This window comes from Sandarakinorhabdus sp., assembly GCF_031430775.1.
Lineage (GTDB): Bacteria > Pseudomonadota > Alphaproteobacteria > Sphingomonadales > Sphingomonadaceae > Sandarakinorhabdus.
The window spans coordinates 1-19,954 of sequence record NZ_JANPCD010000096.1; the positions used below are offsets into that span (position 1 = coordinate 1).

General features: G+C 63.1%; 23 protein-coding genes, 1 tRNA gene and 1 pseudogene. 12 read left to right on the top strand and 13 right to left on the bottom strand.

Annotated features, from left to right (window positions below):
• From RMQ73_RS05640 to tkt, 5 genes and pseudogenes are all read right to left on the bottom strand, one after another.
• A pseudogene (locus RMQ73_RS05640) lies at window positions 1–310 on the bottom strand (fructose-bisphosphate aldolase); the annotation flags it as partial.
• Between the two features lie 15 nt (window positions 311–325).
• A complete protein-coding gene (locus RMQ73_RS05645; RefSeq protein WP_310497098.1) occupies window positions 326–661 on the bottom strand; it encodes a hypothetical protein in 336 nt (111 codons plus the stop codon).
• Between the two features lies 1 nt (window position 662).
• Window positions 663–1,871 (bottom strand): phosphoglycerate kinase, encoded by a 1,209-nt coding sequence (locus RMQ73_RS05650; protein ID WP_310497099.1) that lies wholly within the window; start codon window positions 1,869–1,871, stop codon window positions 663–665.
• Window positions 1,872–1,895: 24 nt separating this feature from the next.
• Window positions 1,896–2,903, bottom strand: a complete 1,008-nt coding sequence (gene gap / locus RMQ73_RS05655; RefSeq protein ID WP_310497100.1) for a type I glyceraldehyde-3-phosphate dehydrogenase — start codon at window positions 2,901–2,903, stop codon at window positions 1,896–1,898.
• Between the two features lie 51 nt (window positions 2,904–2,954).
• Window positions 2,955–4,925 (bottom strand): transketolase, encoded by a 1,971-nt coding sequence (tkt, locus tag RMQ73_RS05660; protein WP_310497101.1) that lies wholly within the window; start codon window positions 4,923–4,925, stop codon window positions 2,955–2,957.
• Window positions 4,926–5,125: 200 nt separating this feature from the next.
• On the opposite strand from tkt, the gene RMQ73_RS05665 reads away from it, so the two are divergent.
• The 5 genes from RMQ73_RS05665 to RMQ73_RS05685 all read left to right on the top strand — a co-directional run bounded on the left by RMQ73_RS05665 (window position 5,126) and on the right by RMQ73_RS05685 (window position 7,043).
• Window positions 5,126–5,323 (top strand): hypothetical protein, encoded by a 198-nt coding sequence (locus tag RMQ73_RS05665; protein WP_310497102.1) that lies wholly within the window; start codon window positions 5,126–5,128, stop codon window positions 5,321–5,323.
• 6 nt (window positions 5,324–5,329) lie between these two features.
• Window positions 5,330–5,668, top strand: coding sequence for a cell division protein ZapA (locus RMQ73_RS05670; protein WP_310497103.1), 339 nt, complete (start codon window positions 5,330–5,332; stop codon window positions 5,666–5,668).
• Window positions 5,669–5,921: 253 nt separating this feature from the next.
• Entirely contained in the window at window positions 5,922–6,482 is a 561-nt protein-coding gene (locus RMQ73_RS05675; RefSeq protein ID WP_310497105.1) for a 5-formyltetrahydrofolate cyclo-ligase, read from the top strand.
• Window positions 6,483–6,492: 10 nt separating this feature from the next.
• A complete protein-coding gene (locus tag RMQ73_RS05680) occupies window positions 6,493–6,735 on the top strand; it encodes a DUF2842 domain-containing protein (RefSeq protein WP_310497107.1) in 243 nt (80 codons plus the stop codon).
• Window positions 6,732–7,043: a chorismate mutase gene (locus RMQ73_RS05685; protein WP_310497108.1), complete on the top strand. Its 312-nt coding sequence runs from the start codon at window positions 6,732–6,734 to the stop codon at window positions 7,041–7,043. The genes RMQ73_RS05680 and RMQ73_RS05685 overlap by 4 nt, the downstream gene beginning before the upstream one ends.
• A gap of 58 nt (window positions 7,044–7,101) precedes the next feature.
• Here the strand turns inward: RMQ73_RS05685 and RMQ73_RS05690 are convergent.
• Window positions 7,102–7,178, bottom strand: a tRNA-Asp gene (locus RMQ73_RS05690).
• 125 nt (window positions 7,179–7,303) lie between these two features.
• Here RMQ73_RS05690 and RMQ73_RS05695 point away from each other — a divergent pair.
• The 3 genes from RMQ73_RS05695 to RMQ73_RS05705 all read left to right on the top strand — a co-directional run bounded on the left by RMQ73_RS05695 (window position 7,304) and on the right by RMQ73_RS05705 (window position 10,177).
• Window positions 7,304–8,200: an acyl-CoA thioesterase II gene (locus tag RMQ73_RS05695; protein WP_310497110.1), complete on the top strand. Its 897-nt coding sequence runs from the start codon at window positions 7,304–7,306 to the stop codon at window positions 8,198–8,200.
• Window positions 8,201–8,217: 17 nt separating this feature from the next.
• Window positions 8,218–9,465 (top strand): divalent metal cation transporter, encoded by a 1,248-nt coding sequence (locus tag RMQ73_RS05700; protein WP_310497111.1) that lies wholly within the window; start codon window positions 8,218–8,220, stop codon window positions 9,463–9,465.
• An 82-nt stretch (window positions 9,466–9,547) separates the two neighbouring features.
• A complete protein-coding gene (locus RMQ73_RS05705; protein WP_310497112.1) occupies window positions 9,548–10,177 on the top strand; it encodes a superoxide dismutase in 630 nt (209 codons plus the stop codon).
• A 203-nt stretch (window positions 10,178–10,380) separates the two neighbouring features.
• Here RMQ73_RS05705 and mddA read toward each other — a convergent pair whose 3' ends face one another.
• The 4 genes from mddA to RMQ73_RS05725 all read right to left on the bottom strand — a co-directional run bounded on the left by mddA (window position 10,381) and on the right by RMQ73_RS05725 (window position 13,822).
• Window positions 10,381–11,118: a methanethiol S-methyltransferase gene (gene mddA / locus RMQ73_RS05710; RefSeq protein ID WP_310497113.1), complete on the bottom strand. Its 738-nt coding sequence runs from the start codon at window positions 11,116–11,118 to the stop codon at window positions 10,381–10,383.
• A gap of 138 nt (window positions 11,119–11,256) precedes the next feature.
• Entirely contained in the window at window positions 11,257–12,579 is a 1,323-nt protein-coding gene (locus tag RMQ73_RS05715; RefSeq protein ID WP_310497114.1) for a dicarboxylate/amino acid:cation symporter, read from the bottom strand.
• Window positions 12,580–12,634: 55 nt separating this feature from the next.
• On the bottom strand, window positions 12,635–13,009 hold the full coding sequence (locus RMQ73_RS05720; protein WP_310497115.1) for a hypothetical protein: 375 nt from the start codon (window positions 13,007–13,009) through the stop codon (window positions 12,635–12,637).
• Between the two features lie 81 nt (window positions 13,010–13,090).
• On the bottom strand, window positions 13,091–13,822 hold the full coding sequence (locus RMQ73_RS05725) for a sterol desaturase family protein (RefSeq protein ID WP_310497116.1): 732 nt from the start codon (window positions 13,820–13,822) through the stop codon (window positions 13,091–13,093).
• Window positions 13,823–13,922: 100 nt separating this feature from the next.
• Here RMQ73_RS05725 and RMQ73_RS05730 point away from each other — a divergent pair, with 100 nt between their 5' ends.
• Window positions 13,923–14,777, top strand: coding sequence for a dienelactone hydrolase family protein (locus RMQ73_RS05730; RefSeq protein ID WP_310497117.1), 855 nt, complete (start codon window positions 13,923–13,925; stop codon window positions 14,775–14,777).
• Between the two features lie 78 nt (window positions 14,778–14,855).
• On the top strand, window positions 14,856–15,599 hold the full coding sequence (locus RMQ73_RS05735) for a DUF4019 domain-containing protein (RefSeq protein WP_310497118.1): 744 nt from the start codon (window positions 14,856–14,858) through the stop codon (window positions 15,597–15,599).
• Window positions 15,600–15,606: 7 nt separating this feature from the next.
• Here the strand turns inward: RMQ73_RS05735 and RMQ73_RS05740 are convergent, their stop codons facing one another.
• The 3 genes from RMQ73_RS05740 to RMQ73_RS05750 all read right to left on the bottom strand — a co-directional run bounded on the left by RMQ73_RS05740 (window position 15,607) and on the right by RMQ73_RS05750 (window position 18,044).
• Window positions 15,607–16,278, bottom strand: a complete 672-nt coding sequence (locus RMQ73_RS05740; RefSeq protein ID WP_310497119.1) for a nitroreductase — start codon at window positions 16,276–16,278, stop codon at window positions 15,607–15,609.
• Between the two features lie 79 nt (window positions 16,279–16,357).
• A complete protein-coding gene (locus RMQ73_RS05745) occupies window positions 16,358–17,542 on the bottom strand; it encodes an NAD(P)/FAD-dependent oxidoreductase (RefSeq protein ID WP_310497120.1) in 1,185 nt (394 codons plus the stop codon).
• Window positions 17,543–17,663: 121 nt separating this feature from the next.
• Window positions 17,664–18,044, bottom strand: a complete 381-nt coding sequence (locus RMQ73_RS05750) for a VOC family protein (protein ID WP_310497121.1) — start codon at window positions 18,042–18,044, stop codon at window positions 17,664–17,666.
• A 228-nt stretch (window positions 18,045–18,272) separates the two neighbouring features.
• On the opposite strand from RMQ73_RS05750, the gene RMQ73_RS05755 reads away from it, so the two are divergent.
• Both RMQ73_RS05755 and mobC read left to right on the top strand, forming a co-directional pair.
• Window positions 18,273–19,133 (top strand): OmpA family protein, encoded by an 861-nt coding sequence (locus tag RMQ73_RS05755; protein ID WP_310497122.1) that lies wholly within the window; start codon window positions 18,273–18,275, stop codon window positions 19,131–19,133.
• Window positions 19,134–19,477: 344 nt separating this feature from the next.
• Window positions 19,478–19,822: a plasmid mobilization relaxosome protein MobC gene (gene mobC / locus RMQ73_RS05760; protein ID WP_310497123.1), complete on the top strand. Its 345-nt coding sequence runs from the start codon at window positions 19,478–19,480 to the stop codon at window positions 19,820–19,822.
• The last annotated feature ends 132 nt before the right edge of the window (window positions 19,823–19,954 follow it).

The window sequence follows — 19,954 nt, forward strand, 5'->3', positions numbered from 1 at the left end:
TGAGGATGGTCGGGATCTGGCCGGCAAACGTGTCGGCACCGGCTTCGATCATGCCCAGCGGCGCGGCATAGGCCGAAAGCCCGGCATCGATCGCCAGCTGGAAGTGGTAATGCGGGTCATAGGCATCGGGATTGGGCGCAAAGCTGCGCGCCGGGCCATGTTCAAAGCCCTGATCGACCGGCAGGATGACCAGCTTGCCGGTGCCGCCGAGCCGGCCTTGCATCAGGATCCGGGCAAGATTGGCCTTGGTGCCGGGATTATCGCTCTCATAGCCTGCAAGAATGGCCCTGACGGTCGGCGTGATGCTCATGTTGCGGTTCCTGCTTCAACGCTGTTTGAAATGCAGTTCGGCCACCTGGACGAACAGCTCGAATATGCTTTCGGCGATTTCACACGCTTCGTTTTCGCTCATGCCCGACAGCGTGTTGGCAACCGCGCCCTTGATGATGGCGCCATTTTCGACGATGGCGCCGGCCTTGGTCATGCGCTGGGTGATCTCGTTGTAGATGATGCGTTCTTCGGGGCCGAATTCCTCGCCCTTCAGGTCGCGAAAACCGCGAAATGCCTCGCCGATGCGGTCATGGATCGGGTCGGCCGATCGCGCCAGTTTCCACGCAGCCGGGTAAAGCTTTTCCCAAAGCCGGGCGATGTCCAGCGCCATGTCAGTCTTCCTCGCACATCAGGGCGGCCACGCCGGGCAGGGCACGCCCCTCCATCCATTCCAGGAACGCGCCCCCGGCGGTGGAGACATAGCTGAACTGGTCGGCCACGCCGGCATGGGCCAGTGCCGCCACCGTATCACCGCCGCCGGCAACCGAAAGCAGCGAACCACTGGCGGTCAGCGCGCCGGCAATCCGCGCCAGCGCCACTGTGGCCTGATCAAAGGGCGGCGTTTCGAACGCGCCCATCGGTCCGTTCCAAACCAGGGTACGGCAGGTCTTGAGCGCATCACCCAGCGCCTCGACAGCGGATTCGCCAAGGTCGAGGATCATCTCGTCATCGGCAATGTCGTGGATATTGGCCGTACGATGCGGCGCATGGCTGCGAAATTCCCGCGCCACGACAACGTCATAGGGCAGATGCACAGTGCAGCCCGCTGCCTGCGCACGCGCCAGGATGTCGCGCACGGTGTCGCCGAGATCATGCTCGCACAACGACTTGCCGACATTGATGCCGCGCGCCGCCAAAAAGGTGTTGGCCATGCCGCCGCCGATCATCAGGTGATCGACACGTTCCACGAGATGCAGCAGCACCGCCAGTTTGGAGGACACTTTGGCGCCGCCAATGACGGCCGCCACCGGATGCTCGGGATGGCCCAGCGCCCTTGTCAGCGCCGCGAGTTCGGTTTCCATCGAGCGCCCGGCATAGGCTGGCAGCAGATGCGCCAAGCCTTCGGTGGATGCATGGGCGCGGTGCGCTGCCGAAAAGGCATCATTCACATAGATATCACCAAGCCGGGCCATGGCCGCGGCCAGTGCCGGATCGTTGGTTTTTTCGCCGGCATGGAACCGCGTGTTTTCGAGGACCGCGATGCTGCCGGGCGGCAACGCCGCCAATTGCGCCTGCGCCGCGTCGCCGACACAGTCATCGATGAATGTCACGGGCCGGCCCAAGACAGCGGCCAGCGCCTTTGCGACAGGTGCAAGGCTATTCGCCGTATCGCGCCCATCGGGCCGTCCGAAATGTGACAGCACGGCGGCGCGCGCTCCGCGCGACACCAACGCGGTCAACGTCGGCACCGCCGCCATCAACCGGGCTGCATCGCTCACCACGCCGCCTTGCATCGGGACATTGAGGTCGGCCCGCACCAGCACGGTCTTGCCAATCAGCGATCCGCCGTCGGCAATATCATCGATGCTGCGAAAATGCATGGCGAGTTCCGATTGTGGCAATTGTCAGATCAGTTTTCCCATCGCAACAGCCGTATCTGCCATCCGATTGGAAAAGCCCCATTCATTGTCATACCAGCTGAGCACGCGGACCATGTTTCCGCCGATTACCGCTGTTTCAAGGCTGTCGACGGTCGAGCTGGCCGGGCTGTGGTTGAAATCGATCGACACCAGCGGTTCGTCGGTAAAATCCAGCACGCCCTTGAGCTCGCCATGCGCTGCCGCCTTGAGCGCGGCATTGACTTCCTCGCGCGTGACCATGCGGGCGGATTCAAACGTCAGATCCACAACCGAGACATTGGGTGTCGGCACGCGGATGGCCGAACCGTCGAGCTTGCCCTTCAGCTGCGGCAAGACTTCTGCCACAGCGCGGGCAGCGCCGGTCGTGGTCGGGATCATCGACAGGCCCGCAGCGCGTGCACGGCGCGGATCATCATGGATCTGGTCAAGGATCTTCTGGTCGTTGGTATAGGCATGGACCGTCGTCATCAGTCCCTTCACCAACCCGAATTCACGGTCGAGGATCATGGCAACAGGCGCCAGGCAATTGGTTGTGCAACTGGCGTTGGAAACGATGCGATGCTCGGCCGTCAGCTTGTCGTGGTTGACGCCGTAAACGACGGTCAGATCGACGCCCTTGCCCGGCGCCGAAATCAGCACCCGCTTGGCGCCGGCGGTCAGATGGGCGCCGGCCTTGGCAGCTTCGGTGAAGAAACCCGTGCATTCCAGCGCGATATCGACACCCAGTTCGGCGTGCGGCAGCTTCGCCGGATCACGCTCTGCGGTGACGCGAATGCGCTTGCCGTCGACGATGATGTCATTGCCGTCGACTTCAACGGTGCCGTGATAGGCGCCGTGGACCGAATCGCGCCGCAACAGCCGGGCGTTGGCCTGGGCATCGCCCAGATCGTTGATGGCGACGACTTCGATGTCGGTGCGGCCGGATTCGGCAATCGCACGCAGCACATTGCGCCCGATGCGCCCGAAACCGTTGATGGCAACCTTGACGGCCATGATCGCTTCAATCCCTGTCCTGAATTTGCGTTCGCTGCTTGCGTCGGGCGATCACGCCGTCAGCTTCGCCCGCACCTTGTCGGCAACAGCCGGGGCGGTTAGACCAAAATGCGCATAAAGCGCCTCGATCGGTGCCGATGCCCCGAAACTGTCCACGCCAAAGCGCAGTCCGGTGCTTCCCGTATAACGCTCCCACCCCAGAGTCACCCCCGCTTCGATGGAAACGATCAGCGCGTCGGCGGGCAGCACGTCGCTGCGCCACTGGGCTGGCTGCGCGTCGAAACGCTCCCAGCAGGGCATTGAAACGACATCGCAGCCAATACCATCCGCCTCCAAAATGGCAGCAGTGTCGCAGGCAATTTCCACTTCCGAGCCAGTCGCGACCAGCACGACCCGGCGCGGGGCGCTGGCTGCGGACAAACGATAGCCGCCGCGCATGACCATGTTCTCGGACGCGGCCAGGCGCAGTTGCGGCAAATTCTGCCGTGACAGCGCCAGCACCGACGGGCGCGACCCATCGGCCAGCGCACACGCCCAGGCCTCGGCAGTTTCGACTGCGTCACACGGACGATAGACGGCAAGGTTCGGTATGGCGCGCAAGGACAGCAAATGCTCGACGGGCTGGTGAGTTGGGCCATCTTCGCCCAAGCCAATGGAATCATGGGTGAGCACATAGATCACCCGCTGCTGTTGCAACGCAGACAGACGGACAGCGCCGCGCATGTAATCGCTGAATACCAGGAACGTGCCGCCATAAGGGATGCAGCCGCCATGCAGCGCGATGCCGTTCATCGCCGCAGCCATGCCGAACTCGCGAATGCCGTAATAGACATAACGGCCGCTGTAATCGTCGGCCGCGAAAACGCCCAGATCAGGCGTTTTCGTGTTGTTTGAGCCAGTCAGGTCCGCCGAGCCGCCCAGCATTGCCGGCAGGGCCGGGTTGATCGCCGCCAGCGCAATCTCCGATGCCTTGCGAGTCGCTATCTTCTGCGGCGAGGCAATGAGCCCGGCAATATGGCCATCAAGCGCCGCCATAGCAGCGGCGGGCATGTCGCCAGCCATGCGGGCATTGAACTCGGCCATGTTTGAATCTGCTGCAAGGCGCGCCTCGAAGGCGGCCCGCGCCGCGCCGCCGCGCATACCGATCTCGCGCCAGGCGCCAAGGATATCGTCTGGTATTTCAAAGGGCTGCGCGGTCCAGTTCAGGGCCTCGCGCGCACCGGAAATTTCCGGTGCCCCAAGCGGCGAACCGTGTGAGCCGCTGGTGCCGGCCTTTTTCGGTGCGCCGAAACCGATTGTCGTACGGCAGGCAATCAGGCTGGGGCGCGGATCGGCGCGCGCGGCCGTCAACGCCGCATCGATGCTGCCATGGTCATGACCATCACAGGTAATCACATGCCAGCCCGCTGCAGCGAATCGCGCCGCCATGTCCTCGGACGTGGAAAGCGACGTCGGCCCGTCGATGGAAATGCGATTGTCGTCCCACAGCACCTTGAGCCGTCCAAGCTTCAGATGTCCCGCAAGGCCGATGGCTTCCTGGCTGATCCCCTCCATCAGGCAGCCATCGCCGGCAATCACCCAGGTCATATGGTCGACGAGATCGTCGCCATAGACCGCGTTCAGGTGCCGCTCGGCCATTGCCATGCCGACGGCCATCGCCAGCCCCTGCCCCAAAGGCCCCGTCGTGCATTCGATACCCGGAAGCTCGAAATTTTCCGGATGCCCGGCGCAGGGGCTGTGCAGTTGCCGGAAATTGCGGATGTCCGTCATCGTCGGGCGCTGGTAACCGGTCAGGTGCAACAACGCATAAATCAGCATCGAGCCATGCCCCGCCGAAAGCACGAATCGGTCCCGGTCGGGCCAATGCGGCGCCGAAGCGTCGAATTTGAGGTGATTCGCGAACAATACAGTCGCGACATCAGCCATGCCCATCGGCATGCCGGGATGGCCCGAATTGGCCCTTTCAACGGCATCCATCGCCAGTGCGCGGATGGCATTTGCCATTGGTCGCATATCGCTCATCGTTAAAAAAGCCTGAATCAAATGATAAATTTCTTGGCGCAGCGGCCGGTCACCGATTCGCGCCATCTCATTGGCCAGACCGCCGCGAGGTCGTCAACCGCGAGCCAGTTGCCAGCGCCAGCAGAGAATTTGCATCCATTGTTGACCTAGCCTAAAGCGCCGTCTTATACGTTTCCTGCAAATCCCTGATTGCAAAGCATATGATGGCAGCTCCAGAAATCGTCTTTTCAGAAACGACCGTAATCGACCGACTGGAAAGCGTGCTCGCACGGCTGGAAGTCCGTGTCGCTGAACGGGAGGCGGAAGCATCGCGTTTGCGCGGCATCGAAAAGGCGGCGACCGAAGCTCTGGCAGATCTGGACCGCTTGCTCAGCCACATAGACAGCGAGGCCCCATAGCGCGCCATGGGACAAGTCACCGTTAACATTGCCGGACGCGCCTATGCACTCGGTTGCCGCGATGGCGATGAGGCGCATCTGAGCGGACTGGCCGACGGCCTTGACCGGCGCGCGGACGATCTCACGCGCCAGCTTGGCCCGATGAGCGAGGCGCGGCTTTTGCTGATGACGGCGCTTTTGGTTGCCGACCAACTGCATGACACAAAATCAGGCGAGCCCGGCGCTGTGTCCGACATTCATGTTCCCGGCAACGGCAGGAACGCTGCCCAGGATCCCACGGTGTCCGCCAGGCTTGGCGCACTTCTTGCGAGAGCCGAGGCTCTGGCAACACGCCTGGACAGCTGAAAACTCCTCGGATCACATAATTATCGCCGCACTTGAGCGGAGGGTCCGGGCACCCTATATCAAATGCAGGCGGGCACTGCCCGGCACGAGCAAGCGAGCATCCCTGAGGCGATTCACATCCTAAGGGAGCTGGCACTGGGCAGATCCTGGTTTGCCTAACTGGTTCCCACCTGACGTACTTGGCGTCAGAGGATCTTCGTGCAAACGACCCATGGTGGTCCCGCCGACCACGCGTCTGGAGCCACCCTTTACGATGTCAGACAAGCGTGCGCTCCGCCGCGAGTTCCGCAAGGGTCGCCATGACTATGTCGCGTCCCTCGCGCCGGGCGCGCGCGACGCGCTGGAGCACGCTCTGGTCGGTGTTGTTGCCTCCACCCTCGCAAATGCACGGATCATTGCCAGCTATGCCGCTGCCGGGGACGAGATCGATCCATCGGGCATCAAGGCGCTGGCGGGGTCGCTTGCCTTTCCGAGGGTTTCGGGACCAACCCTCAGCTTTCACCTCGCCGCCCCGGGCGACCTCTTGCCAGGCTTCAAGGGTATTGCCGAACCCGCCCGATCTGTGCCGAAGGTAATGCCCGACCTGCTGCTGGTGCCTCTGCTCGCCGTGACACCGACCGGTGTTCGGCTTGGCCAGGGCGGCGGCTATTATGACCGGGCGCTGGCAGATCTGCGCCGCCATTCGCAGGTCATTGCCATCGGGCTGGCGTTCGATGTGCAGATTGCCGATGTGTTGCCAGCCGAGCCATGGGATATGCCGCTTGACTGGGTCGCGACACCGACACGGCTGTTCGATTGCGCAAAGGTTCGCTAGTGCGCTGCCCATGACGCTTCCTCCCCATCGCACACCGCCTGAACCCAGTTGGCGCAAACCCGTCGGCATGTTGCTCATGCTGCTCTATATCGCGGTCTATGCCATGATCGTGGGTCTGGCGTCCGGCTGGCTGACGGCCCTGCCCACGCCGCTGATGGTTGCGGCCTATCTTGTGCTGGGTGTTGCCTGGCTGGCGCCGCTGCGCCCGTTGCTGGTCTGGATGAACACAGGGCGCTGGAGGGCCGGGCGATGACCGTGAAACCGTCTGCACAGTGCCGCACCATGGCCGAAGTGCGCGCCGGGGTGGATTCGCTCGATCGCGAGCTGGTGGCGCTGCTGGCGCTGCGTTTTGGCTATATGGACGCCGCCGCCCGCATCAAGGACAGCCGCGATGCCGTGCGCGACGAGGCCCGCAAGGCGCAGGTCATCGCCAATGCGGCTGCGGCTGCACAGGCAGCCGGCCTGCCGGACGGATTGGCCACGGATCTGTGGGAAACCCTTGTCGAAGCATCGATTGCCCATGAACTGGGCCAATGGGATCACATTCGCGCCAAAGCATGACTGCGGCTTGCAACAATGAAATGATCCGCCGTGCAATCCTGCGTCACTCCAGGGGGAGTGGCGCGAGTGACGGGACTTGAACCCGCGACCTCCGGCGTGACAGGCCGGCGCTCTAACCAACTGAGCTACACCCGCGTATTTTGCTGCGGAGCCGGGCGGATACGGGGCCTCCGCCCCCCTGTCAAGCACCGTGCGCATTGCCTGCCGACAATTTATCGCCCGCGTGACAGAAGCGCCCATGCAGATTAGCAATTGTCGCCATGTCCAACGCACCTCATTCATCCTCCGACCGCGCGGGCGCTGTCGCTCGGTTGCTCACGCTGCTCGATCTTGAAACCATCGAGACCGACCTTTTTCGCGGCCATTCCACCGGCGAGGGCTGGATTCGGGTTTATGGTGGCCAAGTTGTCGCGCAGGCGTTGATGGCCGCCAGCCGGACGGTGCCGGACGGGCGGCTGTGCCATTCGCTGCACAGCTATTTCATCCGCCCCGGCGACCCGGCTCAGCCGATCTTGTACAAGGTGGAGCGCGACCGCGACGGACAAAGCTTCACCACCCGCCGTGTCATCGCCATCCAGAAGGGCCGGCCGATCTTCAACATGGCCGCCAGCTTCCAGGCCGAGGAAGCCGGGCTTGAGCACGCCTTTGCTGCGGCGGTGGATGTGCCACACCCCGATACGCTCGAAAGCGACGCACAATGGGCGCAGCGCAACGCGCCCCAGGCGCCCGAGCCCTGGCGCACCATCTGGCTGACCCGCGACCGACCGCTGGATGTCCGCGCGGTGGATGACAATGACTTCTTCAACCCCGCCGTGATGCCGCCGCGCCAACGCAACTGGGTGCGCCTTGCTGCCGATGTGCCAACCGACCCAGTGCTGTCGCGCGCGCTGTTCGCCTATGCCAGCGACATGACATTGCTGGATACATGCCTTGGCCCGCATGCCATCAGTTGGAACGACCCGCGCTTGCAGTCCGCCAGCCTCGACCATGCCATCTGGTTCAACGCGACGCCCGACATGAACCAATGGCATCTGTTCGACCAGGATTCGCCCATGGCCGCCGGCGGGCGCGGCATGAACCGGGCCATCGTGCACACATTGGCTGGCGCGCCGGTGGCCACGGTCATGCAAGAAGGATTGATCAGGTTCCGGCCTTAAAGCCTGTGCGCGCCCCGATGCGCCAACGCCTGCGCAAGCCCGTCTATCATTCGGCACTTGGGCCGGGGCTGGTGACGGGGGCAGCCGATGATGACCCATCAGGGATCGCCACCTATTCCCAGGCGGGCGCCAGCTATGGCTATGCCCTGTTGTGGCCGGTCGTGCTGGCCTGGCCCTTCCTGACGGCGTTCCAGTTCACTTGTGCCGAAATCGCGCGGGTGACTGGCCGCGGCCTTGCTGCGAACCTTACCGCGAATCTGCCGCGCAGTGCGGTGTGGACGGTGGTGTTGATGTTGCTGGGCGCCAACATCTTCAACATCGCATCGGATATCGCCGCCATGGCCGAAGCTGCCCGGCTGGTGACGGGGCTGCCGCGCCTGCCGTTGATGGTGGGCTTTGCGCTGCTGTCGCTCGGCTTGCAGATCTTCGTGCCCTATCACCGGTATGTCGGCATCTTGAAATGGCTGACACTGTCGCTGTTTGCCTATGTGGCGGTCATTCTGATGGTGGGTGTGCCCTGGCGGTCCATGCTGGCCGGGCTGGTGCCCTCGCTGCCGTCCGGCAGTGCCACCACCGTGGTCGCGATACTGGGCACCACCATCAGCCCTTATCTGTTCTTCTGGCAGAGCGCGCAGGAACTGGAGGAGATGCAGCTTGAACATGCCCGGCCGCTCAATAAGAGTCCGGCCGGCGCAGGCCGCGAGTTGCACCGGCTGGTGATGGACAGCGCCGGCGGATTTCTGGTCACCATGGTGATTTCCGTGTGCATCATCTCGGCGACGGCTGCGACGCTGCATGGAGCGGGTACAAATACCATTGCAACGGCCGCAGACGCTGCCGCCGCCTTGCGGCCGATTGCCGGGGATTTTGCCTTCATGCTTTTTGCGGTCGGGATCATCGGTACCGGCATGCTGGCGGTGCCGGTTCTGGCGGGGTCGGCCGCCTATGCACTGGCCGAGGTGATGGGCTGGCGGGCCGGACTGGAATTCAAGCCTGCCGAAGCCCGTGGTTTTTACGGCATCATCTTCGTGGCGGTTGCATCGGCTTTGGCGCTCGATCTGTTCGGCATCGATGCCATGCAGGCGCTGTTCTGGACAGCGGTGGTCAACGGCCTTGTGGCGGTGCCGGTGATGGTTGCGATCATGGTGCTGGCAAGCCGCCGGGCCGTGATGGGCCGCTTTGCAGTGCGCGGCGGACAAGCCTGGCTGGGCTGGGGCGCGGCAGCGTTGATGGCGGCTGCGGCGGCTGGGATGTTTCTGGCCTGAGAGGCCGCACAGCGCGAAAAGGAACTATCCGGACGGGCCGCGGGTTTGTCTCTGGGCGACATTGATCCGATTGGAGCCCGACATGACCAGCATTGCTTCCGCCGCCGCGCGCGGCAAATCCCCCCTCACCCAGCCGCCGCTCCCTTTCGGCGAAAACGCGCTGGAGCCGGTGATTTCGGCCAACACCATCGGGTTTCATTACGGCAAGCACCACAAGGGCTATTTCGAGGAATTGACCAAGCTGGTTGCAGGAACGCCGATGGCCGACCAGTCGCTGGAGGAGATCATCATGGCCACCAGCGGCGATGCGGGAATGATAAAAATCTTCAACAACGCCGCACAGTGCTGGAACCACAATTTCTACTGGAACAGCCTCAGCCCGCAAACGGAGGCGCCCGGCGGCGATCTGGCCAAGGCCATCACGCGCGATTTTGGTAGCCTTGAAGCCTGCAAGGCAGCGCTGGCCAAGGCCAGCATTGCACAGTTCGGCACCGGCTGGGGCTGGCTGGTCAGTGACGGCGGCACGCTGAAAGCCATGGCCACCGGTGATGCAGATGTGCCCTTTACATCAGGGCTGGTGCCGCTGCTGACTGTCGATGTCTGGGAACATGCCTATTATCTCGACTACCAGAACCGTCGCCCGGACCATGTGAACGCCATTGTCGAACGCCATCTGAACTGGGATTTCGCGGCGCGAAATTTTGCCGGCTGACAGCCACGCGGCCGCCAATCCGCACCCTTCCGGTTGGCACAGGGAACCGGAAGGACTGGTCCGGTGCGAGCCGGGGGGTTCGAGGACGCAACAGGTCCGGCTGCCAGCGCGGGTTTTTGCCGAAAACACCCTGAACCCTGTGAATGACGCGTTACGCCGGCAGGAAGTCAGCCGAGCAAAAACGACGTCGCAGCCGCCTGCGTTCAATCTGGCCGGCGAAACCTGGGGATCAGCATCCCGACGCCGGACCTGTATTTCTGGTAGGCGGGGCCGAACAGGGCGGTCAGATCGCGCTCCTCAAGGGGAATGGCGATGAACATATAGGCCGACATACCCAGTGCGAGCAGGAGATGCCCAAAGCTCATGTGCGGCGTCGCCCAAAAGGCCAGAAAGAACCCCGAGTATAGTGGATGGGCCACCCAGCGGTAAAATAGGGGCTGCCGTAGTTCTGGCGGTCGGGCGACTTTTTCGCGCAGGTTGAGCCACGCCTGATGCAAGCCGAAAAGTTCGAAATGGTTGATCAGGAATGTGCTGAGCAGGACAATCCCCCAGCCAGTTGCGAATACCGTCCAAAGGACGGGCGCAAGCGGTGTTCCGGTCGCATCCCAGACGGAACCCTGGATCGGGCTCCAGAACGCGAACAGCATGACCAGGGAGAGACTGGCCAACAGCACATAGACGCTGCGTTCCATTGCCGGCGGAACCACCCGTGTCCAGACCCGCTTGAAGGACGGACGCGCCATGGCGCTATGTTGCAGGCCAAACAGGCCGATCAAAGCGAGATTGGTCAAAAGAGCGGGCAGCAAGCCGGCCTCAGGCCCCCGGTCGACGGTGCGTGGCACGAGCGAAATATCGCCCGTAAAAGCGATCAAATACAGAAACGTTGCAAAAAAAATGCCGTGAGCAACAACAGAAAACAAAAGTATGGCAAAACGGCGCATGCTTTCCCCCTGCATATCCCCGCAAACTTGGTAGCATAAATCTTGTCAGCACGGTAGAGTGGTCAGTCAGAACGCATCGCCGAAAGCCAGAATGCAATCTGCGGATCTTTTGGGCTGGCCGGGCAGGTATAGACGCCGCTAGTCCGCGTCCTGCTCCAATGGCATTGCCGCCAGCGTTTCGTCGAACTGCCCGTCGCGGAACACCGCCGAAAAGCGCGCCTCGTCTATGCCGCCTTCCCAGCGGGAAACGATGACGCAGGCCACGGCATTGCCCATGAAATTGGTCAGCGCGCGGCATTCCGACATGAAGCGGTCGATGCCCAGGATCAGCGCCATGCCGGCCACCGGCACGCCGGGCACGATCGACAAGGTGGCGGCCAAGGTGATGAACCCTGCCCCGGTCACGCCAGCAGCCCCCTTGGACGACAGCATGGCAACGCCGAGCAGCAGCAATTGGTCGCCGATCGACAAATCGATGTTCGTTGCCTGTGCGATGAACAGCGCCGCCAGCGTCATGTAGATGTTGGTGCCATCGAGGTTGAAGCTGTATCCCGTCGGCACCACCAGCCCCACGACGCCCTTGGGGCAGCCGGCCCGCTCCATCTTGGCCATCAGGCCGGGCAGCGCGCTTTCGGAGCTTGAGGTGCCAAGCACCAGCAGCAATTCGCCCTTGAGATAGCGCACCAATGTCAGGATCGAGAACCCCGCAGCCCGCGCAATCAGCCCCAGCACGACGATGACGAACAGCAGCGATGTCGCATAAAAAGTGGCAACCAGGCCTACAAGATTGCTGATGCTGCCCAGCCCGAACTTGCCGATGGTAAAGGCGAATGCCCCGAACGCGCCGATGGGCGCGGCGGCCATGAACAGCGCCGTCAACCGGAACATGCCCTGCGCCGATGCGTCCAGCACGGCCAGCAGCGGCGCCGTGCGCGCGCCTGCCAACGCCAGCGCGCTGCCTAGGCTGATGGCGAGGAACAGCACTTGCAGCAGATTGCCATCGACAAACGGCGAAAACACCGAATCAGGGATGATGCCCATCAGAAACGGCACGATGCCGCTGTCCTTCGCCTTGTCGACATAGGCGGCAATGCCGCCGGTATCGAGCGCGGCGGGATCGATGTTCAGCCCGTCGCCGGGCCGCACGACGTTGGCCACCACAAGCCCGACCACCAGCGCCAACGTCGATACGGCAAGGAAATACGTGAATGCCTTGCCGGCGATGCGCCCGACGCTGGCCATGTCGCGCATATGGGCGATGCCGGTGACGATGGTGAGGAACACCAGCGGCGCCACCACCAGCTTGACCAGCTTGATGAAGGCGTCGCCCAGCGGTTTCAGCGCCACGCCGGTATCCGGCGCGAAATGCCCGATCAGCCCGCCGGCAATGATCGCGGCAAGCACCTGAGCATAAAGCTGGCGATGGATCGGCCGCCGGAGCGGAAGTGCGATGTCCCCCATTGCGGCACCCTATGCGGCGATGCGGGACAGCGCCAGATACAACGGGCCGGCGCGGTTACTTGGGCAGGAAATCCGCCTTTGCAAAATCCGCCGCCATCGTGCGTTCGAGATCATCGGTTTCGCGCATGACCCGGTCATGCGCGGCGCGTGCGGCCTTGTGCGAGGCCAGCAGACGGGCATGGGCGGCACGGACAGGCGCCACATGACCTTCCTTTGCGAAGCGCCGTTCATGTGCGCGCAGCACGTCGCCATAACGATCGAAACTGGTGGCATGGGAACGCAGCGCAGCAGCAATGGCCTCAAGACGCCGGGCGGCAGCGAGATGCTCGGCATTCCAGCGCGCATGCTCGTCGATCCAGAGCTGGTGTTCGCGCGCAGCCGCCGCTGCACTGCCGGGCGCAGGCTCGGCGGCGAAAACCGGAGCGGACACAGGAGAGGCGAAGGCAAGCAGCACGACGGCGAGGCAAAAGCGCATGGCAGGGTTTCCCAATAATGTTACAACGATGTAATGTTATTGGTTCCCGCCGGCAAGGGGCGCGGCGAACGGCAGCAACAGCGATCCCGCCAATCCCGGCGCGTGATCCAGTTCGGGCACGCCAATCGGCGCGGTCACTGCGGCACTGCGGAACGTGCCATGCAGGCGGTCCCACAGGCTGAAGCCCGAGGAATAATTGCTGTCCAGCCCGGCCGCATCGGCGCGGTGATGGATATCGTGCATGGCCGGAGTCGTCAGGATCAGCGACACCGCTGCATCTGCCGGCACCCGCCAGTTGCTGTGGTGAAACAGTACGGATGCGCCGAAAAAGCCTTCCCACAGCATCAATGCCCGCGGCGATACCCCAAGCAGCCGCACTTGCGCCATTCGCAGCGGCAACGACAATGCCATGTCGAGAGCATGGAACCGCAGCGCCGTGGAGGTATCCATCGCCTGGTCTGCGTGATGGACCAGGTGCAAACGCCAAAACGCCGGCACACGGTGGGTTGCCACATGCCAATGATACATCGACCAGTCGAGCAGCGCGAATGCCGCCGCGTCGCGTAGCCAGACCGGGCCGGCCAGTTGCTGCACCACGCCCTGCCCGCGCGCCGCAACCCGCCCCGCAAGCGCCGCCGTGATTCGCCGCTGCGGCGCCATCACGGCAAGACTGACGGCGCCCAGCGCCAGATTGACGGCGACACGTACCGGCCCGCTGTCATCGCCCCGCAGCGGTCGCCGCCGCTCAGCCCAAAGCAGGCCGGCCACCCCCGCAAGGCCAAACGCAATTGCGAGGCGATTTCGCGCTTGTGTAGTCACAGGCGCAGCTTAATCTGGGCTGCAAGCCAACGCCATCAGGAACAAGTCCATGCTTAGCCTCACCCGTCCCGAAGGCAACGCGCCCGGCGATCTCGATGTTTCGCGCCGCGCCGCGTTGATTGCCGCTGGCTATGCCGCATTTGCGGTGGGCGCGCAGGCTGCACCGGTCACCACGCCGGCTGATGGCCTGATCATCGAAAGCGTCACCATGGCTGGCGGCCTGCCCGGCTTTGTCGCGCGTCCCGCCGCCAAGGGTCGCCACCCGGCTGTCATTGTCGTGAACGAGATTTTCGGCCTGCACGAGTATATCCGCGATATCTGCCGCCGGCTGGCCCGCGCCGGCTATGTCGCCGTTGCGCCGGAATTCTTCTTCCGCGCCGACCCGGACCGCACGCTGCCGACGCTCAAGGACTATCCGCCCATCATGAAGATCGTGGCGGCGGCCGGGCAGGAACAGGTCATGGGCGATGTCGGGGCCACGCTCGACTGGCTGGCGGCGCAGGCCTTCGCCAAAAAGGGCCGCACGGCCATCACCGGCTATTGCTGGGGCGGCAATGTCGTCTGGATGGCCGCGGCGCGCTTCCCCGCGCTCAAGGCTGGCGCTGCCTGGTATGGCCGGCTGGTGCCGCCGGCGACCAATGCCGATGGCCGGCAGTATCCAATCGATGTGGCGGGGACGCTCAAGGCTCCGGTGCTGGGCCTTTACGGCGCGCTCGACAAGGGCATCCCCGTTGCCAGCGTCGAAGCGATGCAGGCCGCGCTGAAGGGCAGCAAAAGCAGCATCATCCTGTATCCCCAGTCGGACCACGGCTTTCACGCCGACTATCGCCCCAGCTACAACGCCGCCGATGCGGCGGATGCCTGGTCGAGGATGCTGAAGCACTTCAAGGCAAGCGGCGTATAAGGCCGACCTGATGCTGCCCACCCTTGAGACGAAAAATTCGGGGTGGTCTGCAATCTGGCGGAACGCTACCGCTGACGCATGACGCAAGGCCATCTTGGGCTGACTGAAAAGGAAAGGCAGGCCCTGCGCCTGTTGACGGCAGGCTATGATGCCAAAAGCATGGCGCTGCACCTTGGGCTATCGGTCCACACAGTCAACGAACGGCTGCGCGACGCACGGCGCAAGATGGCAACATCGAGCAGCCGGGAAGCCGCGCGTCAGCTGCGCGAAATCGAAGGCCCTGCCCCCGAAAAACCTGTCCACGCAATTATCGGGGATGCAACGCAGGCAGGGGACGCGCCAGATCCGGTGCACCAGGCCAGCCAGGGCAAATCACGCCTGGCTGGCTGGATAACCGGAGGTATCGCCATGTCACTCGCCCTTGCCTTTCTAGCCCTAGCCGCATTGTCGGCCTCGGACGCGCCTCCACCAAGCGTGCCCCCCGCCGCCTCGGCCGAAAGCACTACAGTCGTGGCCGCGAGGGCTTGGCTGGCTCTGGTGGATCAGGACAACTGGGACGCCAGCTGGGATGCGACAGGCAAGTCGTTCAAATCGCTGAACACGAGCGCAAAATGGGCCGAAGTGTCCAACCAGGTCCGCGCGTCCTTGGGCGCTTTCAAGGGCCGCGAACTGGTCAGCGCCGAATATGCGCCGGCACCGCCGTATGGCTATTGGATCGTCAAATTTCGGGCAAACTATGCCAACAAGGCCAATGCCACCGAGACAGTGTCGCTCGAACGGGAGAACGATAGCTGGCGCGTGGTCGGGGTAACAGTTGAATAAGTGCCCTTCAGAACCCCACGAACCGCGCCGCTTCCTCGACGGCCTTGCGTTCCGACACGACGGCATTGGCCGGAAAACTCTCGTCCGGCCAGCCAATCGCGATGCTTTTCATGATGATCTGGTCATCAGGAATGCCGGCGTGTTCGCGCACCACGGGAGACTGCATGATGCCCTGGCTGTTGATGACGGCACCCAGCCCCCGAGACCAGGCCGCGTTGACCAGCGCGGTCGCCACGGCGCCGCAATCGAAGGGCGTGTCGTCGCTGCCGGAAAGCACCTTGTCATAGGTGATGATCACGCACACCGGCGCATCGAACTGCCGAAAACCGCGCAGCACCCAGTCCATGCGCGCCGGCGCGTCATCGCGTGCGATGCCCATGGCGCTGAACAGCTGCTTGGCCACGCCGATCTGGCGTTCACGGTGGACGCCTTCGAAGGCGGTGCCGGTGCGGAATTCACGGCTGTGCGGCACGCCGGCCATGTTGCGTTCGGTGTTGCCGGCACGGATGCGGTCCAGCGGTTCACCGGTCAGCACCGTGAAGTTCCATGGCTGCGTGTTCATCGATGACGGCGCTCGCATGGCGAGTTCCAGAATCTCGCGAATCAGTGCCTTGGGCACCGGGTCCGGCTTGTAACCACGGATGCTGCGGCGCCCCAATATGACGTCGTCGAATTCCATTTGTCGTTCCCCGGCAATCTGCTTCGGCCACAATGGTTAGAGCGCCGCACGAGGTTTTGGAACCTGTCGGTTAAAAGCATTACCGCGCCGCAGCGATCGCCTGCCCTGCTGCCCAGCCGCTCGCCCAGGCCCATTGGAAGTTGTAGCCGCCCAGCCAGCCCGTCACATCGACACCCTCGCCAATGGCATAAAGGCCGGGCACGCGCCGGGCCATCATCGTCTGCTGGGACAGGCCGTCGGTGGCAATACCGCCCACGGTCACTTCGGCCTTGGCATGGCCTTCGGTGCCATTCGGGCGGAATTCCCAATTGTGCAGGCGTTGTTCCACTGCCGCAAGCGCAGCATCCTTTGCGCCGTGCAAATCGCCCGCCAGCGCCAGCTTTCCAGACAGCGCATCCGCAAGACGTTCGGGCAGCAGCGCCGACAGAACCGATTTCATGGTGGCGCGCGGGCGGTCGCGCTTCACCTGCGCCAACCAGCCGGGACGGTGGCCGGGCAGGAAGTCGATGGCCATGGTCTCGCCGTGCCGCCAGTAACTCGATGCCTGCAGGATGGCCGGGCCAGACAGACCGCGATGGGTGAACAGCGCCGCCTCGCGAAACGCCGCCTTGCCGGCCCGCGCAATCACTTCGGCCGCGACACCGGCCAGTTCGCGAAACAGCAGGTCATCACCCGCCAGCGTCATTGGCACCAGCGCCGGGCGCGGCTCGACGATTTTCAGCCCGAACTGGCGGCCAAGATCATAGGAAAAGTCCGTGGCGCCCAGTTTGGGAATCGACGGCCCGCCGGTGGCAATGACCAGAGCCGGTGCTTCATATTCGTGCCCGCCCGCCGTGACACGAAACCGGCCATCGGCATGGGTCACGTCGCTGATGGGCGCGGAAAACGCGAAATCGACACTGCCGGCGGCGCATTCGTCCATCAGCAATGACACGATCTGCTTGGCCGAACCGTCGCAGAACAACTGGCCCAGCGTCTTTTCGTGAAAGGCGATGCCGTGTTTGCGCACCAGCGCGATGAAATCCGCCGGCGTGTAACGGCTCAGTGCCGACCGTGCGAAATGCGGGTTGGCCGACAGATAGCGTTCCGGCACCGCACCGACATTGGTGAAGTTGCAGCGCCCGCCCCCCGAGATGACGATCTTGCGTCCCGGGTCGGCATTATGGTCGATGACCAGCACGCGCGCACCGGCTTGGCCGGCTGTGGCCGCGCAGAACATCCCGGCCCCGCCGGCCCCCAGCACTATGGCATCAAATTGCTTCATGCCGGCGCCTTGCCCGATTGTGACCGCAAGCGATAGGCGGCGCGGCAAAGGAGCCCGCAACAACAGCAAACTTATGGCAAGGAATGGCACCCTGCCATAAGCTCACGGAGTCAGGCGGCGATCAGCCCATACGGTGAAGCGCGCAAAGCTTGTTGCCATCGGGATCGCGCAGATACGCAAGATACAGCGGGCCCATGCCGCCTTCGCGCACGCCGGGCGGGTCTTCGCAGGCGGTGCCGCCACTGGCGAGACCGGCAGCATGCCACGCATCGGCCACTGCCGCCGAAGATGCTGCAAAACCGATGGTGCTGCCGTTGCCGTGGCAGGCCGGTTCGCCGTTGATCGGCCTTGAAATCGCAAAAATGCCGCTGGGCGTGATCCAGAACACCCGCCCCTTGTCATCCTGAAAGCCCGGCGCAATGCCCATGGCGCCCAGTGTGGCGTCGTAGAAGGTCTTTGATGCGGCGAGATCATTGGCGCCGATCATGATGTGGCTGAACATGTCTGTCTCCCTGTGGTTGGCATCATGATTGGTGGCAGCCCTCCCCTGCCGCGACAAGCCATCACAATTGCAGGCGAGCGCCTGGCATCCCTCCCCGCAAAATGCAGTGGACGACGACACGAGCGACGCGCGCGGTGACAAGACCGTTCAGCTTCTGTCATCATTGAAACGATTATGACAGGATTGGGGGCGCCAATCGTTGTTTCGAATCGCCGAAAGGGTTCCCGCATGAAGATCATATCCCCGAGACTCGCAGCACTTTCCTTGGCTGCTGTGGTCACGTTGACGACATCTCCTGTCGCAAATGCGCAAATGACGCCGCAAGCACCGGCACTGAATGCCACGATGTCTGGTGCGCCCGCGCCCAAAGGGCCTGAGATCAAGGGCATCATCACCGCTCGCAGCGGCGACAAGATACAGGTCACCGCCGCCGACGGCAGCAAGACAGTCATCGTGGTCATCGATTCGACCCGCATCAAATCCGGCAGCAATTCCTCGTCTGCGAAACGCAATCCGCTGACGATTGCGAATTTGCTCAATGGCCTGCCCGTCTCCGTCAAGACCTTGCAAGCCGGAGAAAGCCTGCTCGCCGACCAGATCACGTTCAAGAACAACGACCTGAAGATCGCAACGATGATCAGCAATGGCACGTCGCAGGCCTTTGCGGAACAAAACGCCGCAACCGAGGCACTGCGCGGGCGCATGGCCGACATCGACCAGTATAATATCAAGGGCACGACCAACGTACTGTTCGACACCGGCAAGACTATATTGTCGGAGCCGGCCAAGGCGGAGCTGTGCGCGACCGCCGCCACCGCCGAGAGCATGAAGAACTCCCTTCTGCTCATCATCGGTTATACGGATTCGGTCGGCGACGAAGATTACAACCAGCAGCTCAGCGAGAAACGTGCCAGTCGGGTGGTCAACTACATGCAGCAGAAATGCGGCTGGAAACCCTATCGGATGCTGACCCCGACGGGCATGGCAAAGGCCGACCCGCTCGCCGACAACAGCACGGCAGAAGGCAAGGCGCAGAACCGCCGCGTGGCCGTCAACATCCTGGTCAGCAAGGGGCTGGACGGCATGTAAGCAGGCCAGGGCGCCCTGCCCGCGCCGTTCCGCATGACTTGCCCGACATGACGCGACATGCGTCCCGGTCGCGGAACGGCCACCAGAATTGGCAGGAGGAATCTGGTGCCCCTAAGCGGAGTAACCTCGAACCGCAATAGGGACTCGAACTGGCTTTCAGTCAACCAAAGCGATGAGCTTTTCAAAGCTCTGGACGAATGGAACACCATCCTCGAACGCCTCTTGAAGCCGTCTGGGACAGACTATCTGCCCAAAGCCAAGGCTCGTAACTCTGCCCCACCTCGGCGCCGCCGTCATAAGAAGATGGGCGGTGCATCATGACAGAGCGCCCGCCCCTTCATCCCATGTCGCTTCGCGTGACCTTCGAAGAGAAGGCCAATCTAGAAAAGGCCGCAGCCGGCATGTCGCTGTCGGCCTACATTCGTTGGAAGCTGTTTGATCCGAGCTCGCCGCCGCCCCACAGGCGCGGCGTGTTTCCGGTCAAGGATCACCGCGCCCTGGCTCAGCTCCTCGCGATGCTCGGCCAGTCGCGATTGGCGAACAATGTGAATCAACTTGCTAAGGCTGCGAACTCAGGAAGCCTGCCTGTCACCCCTGACACCGAAGAAGCATTGCTGACGGCAGTGCGTGAGGTGTCAGAGATGCGCGCGCTTCTTATCAAGGCGCTCGATGTGGATGTCGCGCCATGATCCTAAAAGGCTCACAGCGCAGCGGCGGCAAGCAGCTCGGTCTTCACCTGCTAAAGACGGAAGAGAACGAGCATGTCGAGATTCACGATGTATCGGGCTTCGTGTCGGACAACGTGCTCGGTGCCCTGAATG

Coding starts and splice junctions, on each gene's coding strand:
- RMQ73_RS05665 (WP_310497102.1), top strand. CDS start 5,126: ATGATGGCAGCTCCAGAAATCGTCTTTTCAGAAACGACCGTAATCGAC.
- RMQ73_RS05750 (WP_310497121.1), bottom strand. CDS start 18,044: ATGTTCAGCCACATCATGATCGGCGCCAATGATCTCGCCGCATCAAAG.
- mobC (WP_310497123.1), top strand. CDS start 19,478: ATGTCGCTTCGCGTGACCTTCGAAGAGAAGGCCAATCTAGAAAAGGCC.
- RMQ73_RS05670 (WP_310497103.1), top strand. CDS start 5,330: ATGGGACAAGTCACCGTTAACATTGCCGGACGCGCCTATGCACTCGGT.
- RMQ73_RS05685 (WP_310497108.1), top strand. CDS start 6,732: ATGACCGTGAAACCGTCTGCACAGTGCCGCACCATGGCCGAAGTGCGC.
- mddA (WP_310497113.1), bottom strand. CDS start 11,118: ATGCGCCGTTTTGCCATACTTTTGTTTTCTGTTGTTGCTCACGGCATT.
- RMQ73_RS05745 (WP_310497120.1), bottom strand. CDS start 17,542: ATGAAGCAATTTGATGCCATAGTGCTGGGGGCCGGCGGGGCCGGGATG.
- RMQ73_RS05650 (WP_310497099.1), bottom strand. CDS start 1,871: ATGCATTTTCGCAGCATCGATGATATTGCCGACGGCGGATCGCTGATT.
- RMQ73_RS05730 (WP_310497117.1), top strand. CDS start 13,923: ATGCTTAGCCTCACCCGTCCCGAAGGCAACGCGCCCGGCGATCTCGAT.
- RMQ73_RS05680 (WP_310497107.1), top strand. CDS start 6,493: ATGACGCTTCCTCCCCATCGCACACCGCCTGAACCCAGTTGGCGCAAA.
- RMQ73_RS05645 (WP_310497098.1), bottom strand. CDS start 661: ATGGCGCTGGACATCGCCCGGCTTTGGGAAAAGCTTTACCCGGCTGCG.
- RMQ73_RS05700 (WP_310497111.1), top strand. CDS start 8,218: ATGCGCCAACGCCTGCGCAAGCCCGTCTATCATTCGGCACTTGGGCCG.
- RMQ73_RS05740 (WP_310497119.1), bottom strand. CDS start 16,278: ATGGAATTCGACGACGTCATATTGGGGCGCCGCAGCATCCGTGGTTAC.
- RMQ73_RS05695 (WP_310497110.1), top strand. CDS start 7,304: ATGTCCAACGCACCTCATTCATCCTCCGACCGCGCGGGCGCTGTCGCT.
- RMQ73_RS05735 (WP_310497118.1), top strand. CDS start 14,856: ATGACGCAAGGCCATCTTGGGCTGACTGAAAAGGAAAGGCAGGCCCTG.
- RMQ73_RS05755 (WP_310497122.1), top strand. CDS start 18,273: ATGAAGATCATATCCCCGAGACTCGCAGCACTTTCCTTGGCTGCTGTG.
- RMQ73_RS05675 (WP_310497105.1), top strand. CDS start 5,922: ATGTCAGACAAGCGTGCGCTCCGCCGCGAGTTCCGCAAGGGTCGCCAT.
- RMQ73_RS05705 (WP_310497112.1), top strand. CDS start 9,548: ATGACCAGCATTGCTTCCGCCGCCGCGCGCGGCAAATCCCCCCTCACC.
- gap (WP_310497100.1), bottom strand. CDS start 2,903: ATGGCCGTCAAGGTTGCCATCAACGGTTTCGGGCGCATCGGGCGCAAT.
- tkt (WP_310497101.1), bottom strand. CDS start 4,925: ATGAGCGATATGCGACCAATGGCAAATGCCATCCGCGCACTGGCGATG.
- RMQ73_RS05715 (WP_310497114.1), bottom strand. CDS start 12,579: ATGGGGGACATCGCACTTCCGCTCCGGCGGCCGATCCATCGCCAGCTT.